The sequence below is a fragment of the Legionella sp. 227 genome, assembly GCF_043161935.1.
In the GTDB taxonomy this organism is placed as follows: Bacteria; Pseudomonadota; Gammaproteobacteria; order Legionellales; family Legionellaceae; genus Legionella; species Legionella sheltonii.
The window spans coordinates 1550487-1566939 of sequence record NZ_CP171154.1 but is presented as its reverse complement, the minus strand read 5'-3'; the positions used below and the strand labels follow the sequence as shown (position 1 = coordinate 1566939).

The following is a 16453-nucleotide window of genomic DNA, read 5'->3' as shown; positions in this document are numbered from 1 at the left end:
GGACCTTGATTAAAATCATGGTGCTAGTCTGTTATTCTTTGTTCATGAAATGACTCAGCTCATGGTTCTACCATAAAGCACTTAGACACAGAGAACTCTACTTGTTGTGCTTCTTGGTGTAAGTCTGTCTTTTTCAACGCAATATAGCGACTTAATCGCGGCGATAATAACCACATCAGCAATGCAATAATTAAGGTGACAAGACCAATATAGGCAAATACATGGGTATAAATCATCAATGAGTCTACCCCAGGTTTAATGTGTTCGGGAAGTGCTGTATAAGAAGCGACGGTGGCACCAATAAATCCTGCTATCGCGGAAGTTAAAAACCACATCCCCATCACAAAACCGACGATTTGCGTGGGTACTAATTCTGCAACCATCGCGACACCCAGTGCAGATACCAACAATTCACCAAGACTTTGAAACAAATAACTTATGATTAACCACCAAGAAGAAACCATGCCCTGGTCTGTATAAAAATAACGTGCAAAAAAGAGCATTAAAAAGCTCACCCCACACATGGTCATCCCTAAAGAAAATTTATAAGGAATAGAAAACTGGATGCCTTTCTTATTGAGCAGATCATAAAAATAGGCCAAAACAGGACTCATTAATACAATCCAGATGGGATTTAATGCCTGAAAACTTTGTGCATCAATAGTGATGCCAAAGAAAACGGGGATTACATTATGTACTGCAAATAAATTTAACGAAGTTGGCATCTGTTGATATAAAGTAAAGAAAATGATTGCTTCCAACATCAAGGCCAAGGCGACCAGCATGCGTCTCCGGACAATTTTACTTTCTTTACGGGTCATAAAAAGATAATAAGCAATGACCGCAATGGTAATAAACCAAAATAAATTTTTAGCCAGCATCACATGTTGTAATAAATAAGCAGAACAGTCAGTAAGAATGAATATCCCAATTAATATCATCAGCCATTGAGAAAAGGATATTTTCCGTTTGTCAGCATCTGTATTGATGTGCTCAATGAATTGACGTTGCAGCCAATAGTTAGCCAATCCAATTAACAAACCGATTGCACTCATCAAATAAGCATATGAATAACCATAGCGACTCGCTATGGCTGGGCCTGCAAATAACGCAATCATACTGCCTAAGTTGATGGCCATATAGTATAAGGTAAAGCCGCCGTGCAAGCGGGGATCATTTTCTTGATAACACTTTGCCAGCAAATTCGATGGATTTGCTTTAAATAAGCCATTGCCAACACAAATTAGACCCAGCGCAAAGAAAACATGGGCTTTATCAGTAATCGCTAAAGAAAAATAACCTGCAGCCAAAACAACAAGACCAAGAACGATGGTGCGCTTGGTACCTAATAGCCTATCGCCCAAATAGCCGCCGACAACCACCATACCGTAAACTAAAGCTGAATAAGCACCGAACGTATAATAAGAAATCGTATCGTTGTAACCCAAATAACGAATAAAAAATAAAGTCAAAATCCCTTGTACAGTATAAAACCCAAACCGCTCCCATAACTCCAACATAAAAATCATGTGGAATGCACGAGGTTGCTCGCGAAGTATATTCACCATGAGTTTTCTTCCTTTGAGGGGTATGTTTTTAAATTAAAGGAGTTTTTAATTTTTTGCAATGCGCTTTAGTCTAAAAAAATAGATAAACAAAAATACATCAATATAATGGTTATCGGTTGAAAAAGTTAAGACAAGCCATTCATATTGGGTTGATACCCACTGATGATTGAAGGGTCAGCAGCGTTCTTTCCAGTTTGAAATAGTGGTGCTGTACTCGTTAATGAATAATCGATATCTTGGGGCGGCGCTATTTTGAAAATATCATGCGCATTTTCTTTGCTGCCCCAAAAACGCTCTAACATCAAATCCGTTGAAAGTTCATGATCAAGTTCATACGTATCAGCGTGCTCACTTTTTGCGGCATTGGAGTTGAACGTACTACGAATCCATCCACTTATAAATTGCGACAACGGTATTGCCAAACGAACCACAACAAAGGCAAGTGAAATAGCGGATACTGCAGTTAGTATTCCTAAACCTGCTAGCGGGGAAAATAGAGAGACAATCAAACCAATCAAGCCCAGTGCAGATAAACTAAAAGCAACGCTTTTAGTCATTACTTGCATCAAATTGGCATTCTCTAGTTTATTATTTAAATCGAATTCTTTTAACTTAAGTTCAAGTAAGTGTCTTTTTTGTGCCGCAAAAGCTTCTTGAAGCACTCCAATTTCAGTACATAGCGAAATCAACTCAAACTTAGTGCCCACTTCTTTTAATGCAATTGTCAATCCAACTGCCTTCTTCTGAATCTCTTCCATTTCAATTTCAGCACTGGCAAGCAATTTTCTAATTGCCCTTCTTTCTTTACTTACTTGATAGTATTCATGAAGGGTCTTCGCCAATAAAAACAAACTCAAAGCTAAGGAGATTGAAACTGTTGTAAAGGCAATGCCTACGGCTATGGCAGGGACAGCAATCGACGTGATGGCCAGGGCAAACAATACCCCAGAAATAAACCACTTCGCATTATTCTCCCGGGTTACCGGAATTTTTGTATTGAGTAGATAACAAGAAAGATAAATAAAAGGAATGAGTAGAAAATCTAATACAGCCACAATAATTGAGCCGGCACTCAATCCGCTAGTCAGTGATTCTGTTGGTGGAATATTCTGAAAGGTTCTAGCGGAAGAACCAATCTGCATCATTGCTTTGCTTGAATCACCTGTAGCTTTGATAATCTGTGAGATCAATACTACTTTTTTTGAGACTTTGTCAGAGTCGAACGTAGAAATCGAAAGTTCTGCATCATAATCGACTGAGCGCTGTATCTCCTTAAGAATTACAGCTGCTTCATGTATCGTATTCGCAATCTCAGACTCTATCATGCTCAGTAATAGCTCATTATGACGAAAAGATATAATATCCGATTTCGCTGCACTTGTGTAAATTTTTTTCACACTAAAAATGAGAACTTGCTAATCCAGCGTAAGTTCAACTATATTTCAGATAGATACTAAATAAATGCGATAAAAATAATCATTATGTCTAAAAAAGCCCTTTATTTGGCAGGTGGCGGCGCTCGAGGCGCCTATCAAGCAGGTGTTTTGAAAGCAATTGGCCATATTTTACAAGTAAAAACATTACCTTTTGAAATGGTGAGTGGGGTTAGTGTCGGGAGTATGAATGCGGCAGTACTTGCAGAAAACGCCGATGACTTCCCAACTGCACTTGATAAACTGGAGACCATTTGGAGTGAAATTCATTGCCAACAAGTATACCGAGCCAGTAATTTAGCATTAAGCAAATCTGTTGTGCGCAATATGAGCACAATGATGATTAAACAACGACAGGCGGCTCATCTACTGGACACGACGCCACTGAGAGAAATGATTGCTGATGGACTTGATTTCAACAAGATCGCGCAAAATATAAATAATGGATACCTCGATACTTTAGAAATAATCAGTAACTGTTATGAGACACGTCAAACTGTTTCTTTTTATGAACACAACCGTCCTGAGTTCGTAGACTGGAATTATCCACGACATGGAAGCAAACGGGTTAGTTTCCAGGCAGAACATATTTTAGCATCCAGTGCCTTGCCTTTATTTTTTCCCACAGTTTTGCTTGATGGCTTTCATTATGGAGATGGGAGTGTAGGCTTGGCTGCCCCTCTTCGTGGCTCCATTCGTTTCGAAGTAGATAAAATTCTAATTTTAGGAACTCGAGCACTGCCTACATTTGTTGAACAAGAAAATTTACGCAATCATGACGACATTCCCTTTTCTCATATTTTTGGAAACATGTTAAATGCGCTTTTTTTGGACAATCTTGACCGTGACATTGAAATGGTCAATCGCATGAACGAAATTGCCATGCTGCTGTCAATATGGAAAAAGCGCCGCTCCCCATGGCGTCCGATTACCACATTGCATTTACGTCCTAGTAAAGACCTTGCTCCTTTAGCACAAGCACACTTTAAAGCATTACCGACATTGCTTCGGTATCTTCTCAATTTCTTAGGAGAAAAAAAACATTCCGGCGATCTTTTAAGTTTTGTACTGTTTGAACGAGACTACACACGAGAATTGCTTGAGCTAGGATTCCAAGATACGATTAATAATGCCAAAGAAGTTATTGCCTTTTTTGAGTAACTCGCTCTAGGGCCCCGGGTTACGGCTTCATCTAACCCAGGCCACACATGTATCACAGCTGAGTTGATGTACGTAAAAACGTCAGGACCTCTTTGGTTTCCGGCATAATCTTATGCCAAATAAAAAAAGCCTCTGCAGCCTGTTCAACCAACATTCCTAAACCATCTGCCGCATCACAATTAAGTGCTCTAGCGTATTGAACAAAAGCAGTTGTGCTGTGTTGTTTGTAGGACAAATCATAACAAAATGGCTTGGCTGACATGCACTCATCAGGTAAAGCTATAAATTCCCCGGCCAAACTAGCGGAAGTTGCGTTAATCACTAAATCAAAGTGCCCTTTAATCTCATTAAAACCCACACATTTTGTTTGTGGAAAAGCTCGTTGAAATTCTTCCGCCTTAGCTAAGCTACGATTGGCAATAATCAGTTCCTTAGGACTATTTTCCAATAAGGGATGCACTATCCCACGTGCGGCCCCTCCAGCACCTAATATCAAGATACGCTTGCCTTCCACAGAAATATAATGATTCAGATCACGAATAAGCCCAATACCATCGGTATTATCTGCATGCAATTGGTTGCCTTCCATCCATAAGGTATTCGCTGCTCCAGCTTGATTACAACGAAAACTACGCTGCAGCGCCATTTCAAAAGCTCGTTGTTTGAAAGGTAAAGTAATATTGAGTCCCTTACCCTCTTGAGCAAAAAAATCAGATACTAACCGTTCAAAGGATGGGTCATCGGCCTTAATCTTTTCATAAGTCAGTTGTATGTTCACTTGTTTAGCAAAACATTGATGAATAACCGGAGATAAACTATGTGCAATAGGATTACCAATAACTGCAAAACGTTGAGACACCTTATCCTCCTATTATGGTTCAATGGAGATACCAAGCTATTGTAGCCTGGTTCGAAGCCGTATTGATTTTGAGATAGGAAATGAAGCTTCTAGCCTGGGTTACGGCTTCGCATAACTCAGGCTCTAGCACCAATCGATTCGCTAGCCTACCAGCAAACTTTTAGAAACAACCTCCGCTAAATCACGTGATAACTCCAGCTTTGCCAATTGTTGCAGTTGCTCTCGCATCAGCTCTTGTCTGGATTGGTCATAACGTTTCCAGCGCGTAAATGGATTGGCTAAACGGGCGGCAATTTGTGGGTTAATTTTATCCAGCGTCACTAACATTTCAGTTAGAAAACGATAGCCACTTCCATCTAAGGCATGAAAGTTTCGGGGATTTCCCATACAAAATGCGCCGATCAATGCGCGGACTTTATTTGGATTCTTAATACAAAAAGCAGAATGTTTGAGTAACACCTTAACATGGGTTAATGTTTCGGGGAGCTCACTCATCGCTTGAATGGCAAACCATTTATCTAATACCAGATCATTTTTAGACCATTGCTTATAAAAATCTTCAATGACCTGTTCACGCAACCCTTGATTGGTGGAATTAACCAGTAAAGAAAAACTGGCGATTTGATCAGTCATAGTTTGTGCGGCTATAAACTGCTGCTCACACCGTTCTAAAGTGGCAGCTTCTTTAGCTTTCATCATGAGCCATAAGCACACATTACGCAATTTTCTGCGCCCATAAGCAAGGCCATTCATGCGATGATCTTCAATTTGCCATAACTGTTGGTAGAGTGATTGGGCTGTTTCATATAAATACCATCCTAATTGCTGATGGAAAAAATCACGAACATTTTCCACGGCACTCACATCCACACTATCTAATTGCGTAGCAACGTCCTCAAAACCAGGGGGTGTGAGTAATTCTGCCCGTAAATCAGCATCCAGAGAATCATCAAGCAATACATGCTGCAAAGCAGAAATTAAAGCAGAAGGGATTTTCCATGTGTTAGCGGGTTGAGCCAAACATTCTTTTATGCTATTTAGAATCAGATTTTGCGCTGCATCCCACTTGGCAAACCCATCGGTTTCATAACGTAATAAAAAGAGTAGCTCGTCTTGACTCAAATCCTGTTTTAATTTAATCGGCGCAGAAAATTCACGTAATAATGAAATGACGGGTTTTTCCTTCAAGTCCGTAAAAGTAAAACTTTGTTCTTTTTCCTTTAATTCCAAAATATCTTTATCGACTGCTATCTGATGACCATGAGCATCAAATAGTGCAAACCGAATGGGGATATGAAATGGTTTTTTATCGTGGCACTCAGGAGTTGGCGGGCAATTTTGTTGCATCTTGATGGTTAGCTGTCCTTGCGCATATTCACTGCTCACAAGTACTTCTGGGGTTCCCGCTTGACTATACCATCGTTTAAATTGAGTTAAATCAAAGTGATTGGCATCTTCCATCGCCGCAACAAAATCATCAATAGTGACTGCCTGACCATCGTGACGTTTAAAATATAAATCCATACCCCGTCGAAAACCGTCTTTTCCAAGTAATGTATGCTGCATACGAATAACTTCAGCACCTTTATTATAAACGGTTGCGGTATAAAAATTATTGATTTCTTGATAAGACTCTGGTCGGACAGGATGCGCCATAGCACTCGCATCCTCAGGAAATTGCGCACTTCGTAACGCCCTAACATCCATAATCCGGTTAACATCTCGAGAATTCATATCTCGAGAAAACTCCTGATCCCGAAAAACAGTCAAGCCTTCTTTCAAACTTAACTGAAACCAATCGCGGCAGGTGACCCGATTGCCGGTCCAATTATGGAAATATTCATGGGCAACAACCCCTTCAACATCAGCGAAATCCTGATCCGTTGCGGTATCGGGTCGGGCGAGAATGTATTTAGAGTTAAAAATATTTAATCCTTTGTTCTCCATAGCACCCATATTAAAATCGCTGACTGCGACAATCATAAAAATATCGAGGTCATATTCACGACCATAGACCTCTTCATCCCAGCGCATGGATTTTTTCAATGATTCCATCGCGTGCATGCACTTATCTTCATTTCCTGGCTCAACATAAATACGTAAATCAATGGTACGCCCAGAGCTGGTCACGAATTTATCGCATATCCAAGCTAAATCACCTGCAACTAAAGCAAACAAATAGGATGGTTTTTTAAAGGGATCCTGCCAAATCACCCAATGACGCCCATCCGCAGTCGCCCCGGTGTCGATCAAATTTCCATTAGATAATAAAATTGGATACTGCTTTTTATCCGCTGAAATACGAGTTGTATAAGTCGTAAGTACATCTGGACGGTCAAGAAAATAAGTAATGCGGCGAAACCCCTCTGCCTCACATTGGGTACAAAACAAATGATTGGAACGATAAAGTCCAGATAATTGGGTGTTGTTTTGTGGGTAAATACGCGTGACTATCTTTAATGTAAACTCATCCGGACAATTTTCAATAATGAGTGCATCAGGTTGCAGGACATAGTTGGAGGGCTCCAGTTTTTGACCATTCATATGCACACTAACCAATTCCAGCTCATCACCATATAAGTGCAAAGAACCTTCATGTTGTCGAATTAATTTAAGTTCATTACTGACTAAAGCATGATCATCATAGAGGTCAAAATTTAAATTTACAGTCTCAATTGCAAAAAAAGGGGGCTGGTAGTTTTTTAAATAAACGGTCGTGTCAGGCATGATTAGTACATCCTTTGAAAAAAGCGATTAAGTTTATTGAGTTATATAACAATTTTCTTAGTTTAGCCTATAATGATTATAAAGGGGTAACTTCTTAGGTCAATCTTTATAAGTATTACGAAGTTAGCTGAAAATTTCACTTATTGCTTTTACCAATAAAATGCAATAAATGTAAAGAAACACAAGATATCCTTCATAAGGATAAAAGGGGATGGCATATGAATACTCAAGACTTTTTAACCAGCTATACCAAACGCTTTGTAGATAACAAAGAAGAAGAGATGAGTTTGGAGGAATACCTGGAATTGTGTAAAAATGACCCGTCTGCCTATGCCAATCCAGCGGAGCGCTTGCTCATGGCTATAGGCGAGCCTGAAATGATTGATACACGCCATGATCCTATTTTATCAAGAATTTTTTCCAATAAGATCATCCCACGATATACGGTATTCCAAGATTTTTATGGTATGGAAGAACCCATAGAGCAAATTGTCGGTTTTCTAAAGCACGCTGCTCAAGGCCTGGAAGAGACCAAACAAGTACTTTATCTTTTAGGACCTGTAGGAGGCGGTAAATCGTCTATTGCTGAAAAATTAAAAGATTTAATGGAGAAAATACCTTTTTATGCCATAAAAGGTTCACCTGTATTTGAATCGCCATTGTCTTTATTTAATCCAACTGAAGATGCCGAGTTACTCCAAGAACGTTTTGGAATCCCTTCTCGATACTTGCGTTACTTGATGTCACCTTGGGCAGTTAAAAGATTACATGAATACAATGGGGATATTAGTCAATTTAGAGTAGTTAAAGTCAGACCTTCGCGTTTAAAACAAATCGCTGTATCCAAAACAGAGCCTGGTGATGAAAACAATCAGGATATTTCATCTTTAGTAGGTAAAGTTGATATTCGTAAATTAGAAAACTTTTCCCAAGACGATCCTGATGCATACAGCTACTCTGGTGGACTGTGTCGCGCAAACCGTGGTCTTTTAGAATTTGTCGAAATGTTCAAAGCGCCAATCAAAGTATTGCATCCCTTATTAACGGCAACGCAGGAAGGCAATTACAATGCGACTGAAGGTTTATCTTCCATTCCATTCGAGGGAATTATTTTAGCGCATTCGAATGAATCTGAATGGCAATCATTTAGAAACAATAAAAACAATGAAGCATTTATAGATCGTATTAATATAGTGAAAGTGCCTTATTGTCTCCGAGTTTCTGAAGAAATTAAAATTTATCAAAAACTTATTGATAACAGTTCGCTAACTCATGCGCAATGCGCTCCAGGAACTTTGGACATGTTAGCGCAATTTTCAGTCTTAACTCGCTTAAAAGAACCTCAAAACTCCAGCATTTATTCTAAAATGCGTGTGTACAATGGAGAAAGCTTAAAAGATACTGATCCCAAAGCAAAATCATATCAAGAATATCGTGATTTTGCCGGCGTTGATGAAGGAATGAGTGGGGTATCCACTCGCTTTGCTTTCAAAATTCTTTCCAAGGTGTTCAATTTTGATCACAGTGAAGTTGCTGCAAACCCTGTCCATTTAATGTATGTATTAGAACGCCAAATTGAGCAAGAGCAATTTCCCCAGGAAGTACAGGAATCTTACTTAGGTTTCATCAAAGAATATTTGGCACCCAAGTATGTCGAATTTATTGGTAAGGAAATTCAAACAGCCTACTTAGAATCCTATTCTGAATACGGACAAAATATCTTTGACCGTTACATCACCTATGCTGATTTCTGGATTCAAGATCAGGATTATCGAGATCCTGATACCGGAGAAATATTTGACCGTGCTTTATTAAATCAAGAACTCGAAAAAATAGAAAAACCCGCAGGAATATCTAATCCGAAAGATTTTCGTAATGAAGTCGTAAACTTTGTTTTACGTGCTCGTGCCAATAATCGTGGTAAGAACCCAGTGTGGAATAGTTATGAAAAATTAAGATCCGTCATTGAGAAAAAGATGTTTACCAATACTGAGGATTTATTACCAGTAATTTCCTTCAATGCCAAAGCATCAGAAGATGATAAGAAAAAACATGAAGAGTTTATTTCTCGAATGATTGATAAAGGGTATACACGCAAACAAGTACGCTTGCTTTGTGAATGGTATTTGCGAGTACGTAAGTCACAATAATAAAACGCTTTCACTCCCATGAGAGAAAGCCAAGGGGTACTGCTATTTGTAGTTGAGAATCTACGTGATGACGCTTACTTGAGTAGGCTCTTACCCTTACTCAACTACAAATAGGTGTAAGATAAAAGATTATTTGGGGCTAAATTATGTCGCAATTGATTGATAGACGACAAAATGCAGGGAAAAAAAGTACGGTTAATCGCCAACGCTTTCTTCGTCGTTATAAAAATCAGATCAAACGAGCCGTCTCCGATGCTGTGGGCAAACGAAGTATCACCGAAATTGATCAAGGTGAGCAAATAACGATTCCAGCCAAAGATATTTCTGAGCCTATATTTCACCGGGGCCAAGGTGGACATATAGAACGAGTGCTCCCAGGAAATGATAATTTTATTACCGGCGATAGAATTAGAAGACCCAGTGGCAGCTCGGGTAGTGGCGGAGATGGTTCTAATGCCAGCGACAGTGGTGAAGGCGAAGATAATTTTGTTTTTGAATTGTCTCGGGAGGAATTTCTCGATCTGTACTTTGAAGATCTGGAATTACCCGATTTAATTAAGAAAGAATTGGCCCGCGTTAGCACCTTCAAAACAGTACGGGCAGGTGTAACCACCAGCGGTATTCCAAACAATATTAATGTGCTTCGTTCAATGAAACAAGCAACTGGGCGCCGAGTTGCCTTAGCCTCACCCTATAAAAGACAATTAAAAGAAGCGATAGAAGAATTAGAGCAACTGCAAGCACAACCCATTCAAGACACTGAACTCCTGAAAGACCTGCACAAAAAAATTGAATTCCTGAAAAGGAAAATACAAACCGTGCCGTTTATCGATACCATCGACCTACGCTACAACTTTCGGGTTCGTGTGCCTTCACCATCCACTCAAGCTGTCATGTTTTGTGTTATGGACGTATCAGGCTCCATGGATGAAGCGAAAAAAGACATCGCAAAACGCTTTTTTATTCTGCTTTACATGTTCCTTACCAAAAATTATGAAAAAATAGAATTGGTATTTATTCGGCACCATACATCCGCTAAAGAAGTGAATGAAGAAGAGTTTTTTTATTCTCGCGAAACAGGAGGCACTGTAGTTTCCAGTGCCTTGGAGCTTTTGAGTACGATTATTGAGACACGTTATCCTCCAGAGGCTTGGAATATTTATGTAGCCCAAGCATCGGATGGGGATAATTGGAATGCAGATTCCCCCTATTGCCAGGAATTACTGCAAGATAAAATTATGCCTTTATTACAATATTTTGCATACATAGAAATCATGCCACGCCATCATCAAAGTTTATGGGAAGTCTATCAACTGGTGAAAGAGTGCTACCCTAATTTTGCTATGGAGAACATTGATACGGTCGCAGACATCTATCCCGTATTTCATGAGCTATTTAAAAGGAAAACTGCATGAAAAAGAAGAAGCCATTATCCACTGGTGCAGAATGGACCTTTGAATTAATTCAAGACTACGATCGCGAAATTGCGCGCATTGCTAAAGATTTTAAGTTGGATACCTATCCCAATCAAATAGAAGTGATTACTGCTGAACAAATGATGGATGCTTACGCTTCCGTAGGCATGCCTATTGGTTATCATCATTGGTCTTTTGGCAAACATTTTGTCGGTGTTGAAAAAAGTTATAAACGGGGGCAAATGGGTTTGGCCTATGAACTCGTGATTAATTCAAATCCATGTATTTCTTATCTCATGGAAGAAAATACTATGGCCATGCAAGCTTTAGTGATTGCTCATGCTTGTTATGGCCATAACTCTTTTTTTAAAAATAATTATTTGTTTAAGATGTGGACCTCTGCAGATGCGATCATTGATTATTTAGTATTTGCACGAAAATACATCAGTGATTGCGAACAACGCTATGGCATCAATGAAGTGGAAGCAATTCTGGATGCCTGTCATGCACTGATGAACTATGGTGTGGATCGTTACAAGCACCCTGCTCCTTTATCCATACAGGAAGAAAAAATTCGCCAACAAAACCGCGAAATTTACATGCAATCCCAAGTCAATGAATTATGGCGAACTATCCCACAAAGTAGACAAGTCGCCGAAGAGACAAAGAAAAAACGCTTCCCTGAAGAACCACAAGAAAATATTTTATATTTTATTGAAAAAAATGCGCCCTTGTTAGAACCATGGCAAAGAGAGATCGTGCGTATCGTACGCAAGATGGCCCAATATTTTTATCCACAAGGCCAAACCAAGGTGATGAATGAAGGATGGGCCTGCTTTTGGCACTATACCATTTTACACGCACTGTATGATGAAGGGTTGGTTACCGATGAGTTTATGTTGGAAATCTTACAAAGCCATACCAACGTCATAATGCAACCGTCTTATAACAGTCCTTATTATAGTGGCATTAATCCCTACACTTTGGGATATCATATGATGCAGGACATCAAACGGATTTGTGAAAATCCTACAGAAGAGGATAAAGCATGGTTCCCTTATTTAGCCAATACCGATTGGCTAAGCAGCCTGGATAACGCCATGCGTCATTTCAAGGATGAAAGTTTTATTGCCCAATATTTATCACCTAAATTAATTCGCGATTTAAAATTATTTCATATCGTAGATGATGATCGCAGCCCGGATTTGTATGTTAATGCAATTCATAATGAGATAGGGTATCAAAAAATAAGAGAAGCATTATCACGGCAATACAATTTAGGTTACTTAGAACCTGATATTCAAGTTTATTCTGTTGACTTGCAAGGTGATCGCTCAATGACCTTACGATACACTCAGCAAAACAGAGTGCCTCTAGGTAATACTACCGTGGATGTGCTGAAGCATCTTTATTCCTTATGGAAATTTCCCATCGTTTTGCAAGCAGTCAACCCGGAAAATGAGATCACTGAAGAATATCATTGTCCACCATTGGCTAATGCACCAATTTAAACAGACAACAAATCCTTCGTGCTGAGCTAGTCATCCCGAACAAAGCGAGGGATCTCAGGGGTGCGGCATATACGTTATGGACAAATACTGTACTCTATTGAGGAGCCCCTTCGTCCTAAACTCCTCTGGATGACATGCTTTTGAAGCCCCCTGGGCTATTACATCTGTAAATAGGGCGTGGATGGCTGCGCTTCAGTAGCCTGGACACCCTCACTTGCCGGTTTCGAGAGTTTAGACAATTCATCTTGCCTTTGAACATCATGAACATTGTCTAGTAAACATTGCAAGCAATGTTGCGATGTAGGTCCTCGCACTTTGTTCTGGGCAGACTCTAACTCCTCTTCTGCGGCTTTGAAATTGGGGGGAGTCTCATTTAATGCCTCAGTAACTTTGTCTAACGCTATATCTATATTTATTTTATTATGACTACCCATTCTATACTTAGAAAACCATTGTCCCTTTATGTGGACAGCATAGGCTTCTTTTACACCTATAACAGCTTCTTTCAGGGTATTCAAATCTCTCTGCACTTTATCGGTTCCCCCTATTTCCAGATTCTTTACTGAATCAGGGAGAACTTCTCTCATCGCCCTCAAAGGATGAGCCGCAAGCGTATTTTTATCTGTACGAAAAGAATAGGTGTTCCCATAATATTGTCTAACGGGCTGAATAAAATAGCGTTGCGTCGAGGTTCGACTTACTGTGTCAGTTTCCAGCCTATAGTTACAAAATTGATTAAAAACAGACGCGGAAGAACTGCTATACAACCTTCGACCGTGAAATGAATCGACAGGTGCGGTATTAAACGTTCGAACATGTAAACGCCTTGTTTTTTTCAAGTCTGAATCTTGGTCATACGCTCGAGCTCCTACATATTGAGCCAAGTGTCCTCCTAGAGAATGTCCTACCAGGATTATTTCTCTGTTTGGATATTTTTCTTTTGTTTTTGTATAAAATGAAAAAGCCTCTTCCTGTAATTTTTTTCCTACGGTACCTGTCAACATTAAATTCATATTAGCAATCACATCTCTCATAGAGTCCGTCCCTCTAAAAGAAATGATAATAGGTGATTCGTTATCTTTTGGTTCAAGACGAACTGCAGTTAAGCCATTAGAATTTTTTACCTGGGCATTTGTTTTAACAGCTATTTCATAGCCTGATTTAGCAATATCATCTGTTAATTGCTTGGTAGAGACATACCCCTCACGAGGCTCTTCCCGCAAATCATTATTTTCCCCCACAACACGATAAACAAGATGTGCAGCGCTGAGTAATAATCCAAGATTACATTTGGGCATAGCAAATTCCTAAATACATACGGTCATTAGTTTACTGGACAAAATGAAAGCCAACTGTTTTTTATATATTCTATCACAATAATATTATTAATATATTAAGCGTTAGGCAAGTTTGTGGTTGGCTTTTTTAGGTGCGTAACGCATTGAAGGGATTTAGACTGCTGCCTCTTGAGCCAAGATGTGCTCAAGAGGCAGGGGCTTGGAAAATTGCCATCTGAAAATCCAGGTTACGGCTTCGCCTAACCCAGACTACAAAAATACTTAATTAGTTTTAACTTCTTCAGGAATTTCAGTACTCGCATACACCTTAATAGCCCCCTCCAGATAAGGATCCAGATTAAGCACAGCCCCGAAGGCTTTAGCGGCTACTTCATTTGTATAGAGATACCAATCACTGAGATCATCAGAATAATATTGAACAATCATCGGCTTAAAGAGTGCAAATGCAGCCTCATCGAAGTATCTTGTGCCAACGCCTGCTCTCACAAAATATTTGTTCCCTTTGAGTGCTTGATTAAGCAACTCTGCAGCTTCATCTGGAGAACTGGGTGCATTTGCTTCGACAGGCACAGAATCAGATGAATAAACCTTTACAGTAACTGCTAATTTATCCCCATATTCATGAACACGATTGATGAAAGAGGCTAATGCATGTGCTTTATCCTCATTACAAACAGTGACTTTGATTTCCATTTCAAGCCCATCACCAGTTAAATCACTCACCTTCACACATGGATCAGCATTTAAGGTCGCACTTAACTGATTATTTAATAGGTACCAGGGAGGAAGAAGCTTACCCGCACTTGCGGTGAACGTCATACTGCTTAATATGATACCCAGAAATAGCCCTAGTTTATTTACTGCTCGATTCATCATTACATCTCACATGTTATTAAAGAAAAAAACCACCTCATGCATTCATCTGTTTCTCAATCACTGCTGCCTACACCCCTCAACTTGTTCGTGGGTCTCATATTTAACACAGCATTCGGATCCCGCGGACAAGCCGCGGGACGCCGGAACAAAGTTACTCAGAAGCCATTTCAATCGCAAAAGCCAAGGCTAATTTAGAGAAATTAGTCATGTGCTCAAGGCTTAATCGGTCCATAGTATCTTGTGAACTATGAATGTAAGGATTGTGGTCTTCAAAATTAGACTCACAGGGGAACGCGGCTGGAATTCCCACCTCATCCCAAGAAGCATGGTCGCTGCAACCATAACCACATTCTGAATAAGCAACTGGAACCTGAACATAGGTGCTAATTAATTCGGCCACAAAATTGCTTAAGCTCTGGTCGGTGTAATCGGTAAATACCCACATGGTTGGATCTTTAGGATTTACACGATAGCCGGTCATATCAAACTGAATCGCGGCTTTTACTGGGATGGAGTTATCCATAAAGTGTTCGACGACATATTGGGAGCCGACTAAACCTCGTTCCTCAGCAGCATACCAAATAATGTAAATCGGACGTTTAAAGTTGGTATTTGACGATAATAAAACCCGTGTCATTTCCATAATTGATGAGGAACCACTTCCATCATCTCCAGCACCCGGCATACGACCATCAAGTGTATCCATATGGGCACCAATCACCACAGCAGGCGCATTGATGTCTTTACCGATGACCGTCACTAAAGAGGGTTGCTTATAATAACTGCCTGTTTTCACGAAAAATGAGCTTGTATCGGTACGACCACTCGCTTCAGCCATATCATCAAAGGTTTTTTTCAACCATTTTGCTGCATCGACGCCCGTATCCTTGGTCGCTGAACGGTTATGAAATGAAGTCAGGCGTATTAAAGTATTCCAGATATTAGATGGCAGCACATTCTGTAATGCCGCATTAACTTCATCTTGATGTTTGATTTCATAAACAGTGCTTGATGGTTGCGCTACTTTAATGGTTTTTTTCTGGAGGATTCGTTGTGCGGATTGCTTTTTTGCCGGCAGTAAAGAACCGATGATGTGGTGGCTTACATTCACAAAACGGCCACAATTCGCTTGATCGGCCAGATGAGTTAGCGCATTTACATCAGCTGCAGAAATATCAATAATCTTAAATTGTTTATTTTCTGCCAAGACTTCATAAGGAGTAGTAATTTTTGCTGCAAGACATTGAGGGACTTGCAACTGTTCATGAACAGGGGGTTTTGCTGCTAAAACAGGGGTACTAGCAAGCACCGATCCCACCGCAATATAAGTCATCCATTGATTCAAACGCATTTCTACTCCTAGGTTAAATTAAATTCTTAAAGGTGATTTTATCGTAAAAATCCACTTTACCTAAATTCCGCAGTTGGATCTACTGTTTAATTTACGTTTTCTTC

The 16453-nt window shown here is 39.7% G+C and carries 11 protein-coding genes; 4 read left to right on the top strand and 7 right to left on the bottom strand.

Annotated elements, in window-relative coordinates; all coding sequences use genetic code 11:
• Positions 1–59 precede the first annotated feature (59 nt).
• Together ACF8MK_RS06680 and ACF8MK_RS06675 are read right to left on the bottom strand one after the other, a co-directional pair.
• Positions 60–1568 carry an oligopeptide:H+ symporter gene (locus ACF8MK_RS06680; RefSeq protein WP_392538685.1) on the bottom strand — a complete coding sequence of 503 codons (1509 nt, stop codon included), beginning with the start codon at positions 1566–1568 and terminating at the stop codon, positions 60–62.
• Between the two features lie 125 nt (positions 1569–1693).
• Positions 1694–2893: a hypothetical protein gene (locus ACF8MK_RS06675; RefSeq protein WP_392538684.1), complete on the bottom strand. Its 1200-nt coding sequence runs from the start codon at positions 2891–2893 to the stop codon at positions 1694–1696.
• A 156-nt stretch (positions 2894–3049) separates the two neighbouring features.
• Between ACF8MK_RS06675 and ACF8MK_RS06670 the strand changes: the two genes are divergently transcribed.
• A complete protein-coding gene (locus tag ACF8MK_RS06670) occupies positions 3050–4162 on the top strand; it encodes a patatin-like phospholipase family protein (protein ID WP_392538683.1) in 1113 nt (370 codons plus the stop codon).
• Between the two features lie 52 nt (positions 4163–4214).
• On the opposite strand, the gene aroE is transcribed toward ACF8MK_RS06670, so the two are convergent.
• Together aroE and pepN are read right to left on the bottom strand one after the other, a co-directional pair.
• A complete protein-coding gene (gene aroE, locus ACF8MK_RS06665) occupies positions 4215–5021 on the bottom strand; it encodes a shikimate dehydrogenase (RefSeq protein WP_392538682.1) in 807 nt (268 codons plus the stop codon).
• Between the two features lie 141 nt (positions 5022–5162).
• On the bottom strand, positions 5163–7748 hold the full coding sequence (gene pepN, locus ACF8MK_RS06660; RefSeq protein WP_392538681.1) for an aminopeptidase N: 2586 nt from the start codon (positions 7746–7748) through the stop codon (positions 5163–5165).
• 218 nt (positions 7749–7966) lie between these two features.
• Here pepN and ACF8MK_RS06655 point away from each other — a divergent pair, with 218 nt between their 5' ends.
• From ACF8MK_RS06655 to ACF8MK_RS06645, 3 genes are all read left to right on the top strand, one after another.
• Positions 7967–9898 carry a PrkA family serine protein kinase gene (locus ACF8MK_RS06655; protein ID WP_392538680.1) on the top strand — a complete coding sequence of 644 codons (1932 nt, stop codon included), beginning with the start codon at positions 7967–7969 and terminating at the stop codon, positions 9896–9898.
• 146 nt (positions 9899–10044) lie between these two features.
• Positions 10045–11313, top strand: coding sequence for a YeaH/YhbH family protein (locus ACF8MK_RS06650; protein ID WP_265703524.1), 1269 nt, complete (start codon positions 10045–10047; stop codon positions 11311–11313).
• On the top strand, positions 11310–12824 hold the full coding sequence (locus tag ACF8MK_RS06645; RefSeq protein ID WP_265703525.1) for a SpoVR family protein: 1515 nt from the start codon (positions 11310–11312) through the stop codon (positions 12822–12824). Before ACF8MK_RS06650 ends, ACF8MK_RS06645 begins: the two co-directional genes overlap by 4 nt.
• A 158-nt stretch (positions 12825–12982) precedes the next feature.
• Here the strand turns inward: ACF8MK_RS06645 and ACF8MK_RS06640 are convergent, their stop codons facing one another.
• From ACF8MK_RS06640 to lapA, 3 genes are all read right to left on the bottom strand, one after another.
• Positions 12983–14122: an Mbeg1-like protein gene (locus ACF8MK_RS06640; protein WP_392538679.1), complete on the bottom strand. Its 1140-nt coding sequence runs from the start codon at positions 14120–14122 to the stop codon at positions 12983–12985.
• Between the two features lie 261 nt (positions 14123–14383).
• Positions 14384–14998, bottom strand: a complete 615-nt coding sequence (locus ACF8MK_RS06635; RefSeq protein ID WP_392538678.1) for a group-specific protein — start codon at positions 14996–14998, stop codon at positions 14384–14386.
• Positions 14999–15149: 151 nt separating this feature from the next.
• On the bottom strand, positions 15150–16349 hold the full coding sequence (lapA, locus tag ACF8MK_RS06630; protein WP_392538677.1) for an aminopeptidase LapA: 1200 nt from the start codon (positions 16347–16349) through the stop codon (positions 15150–15152).
• Positions 16350–16453 lie beyond the last annotated feature (104 nt).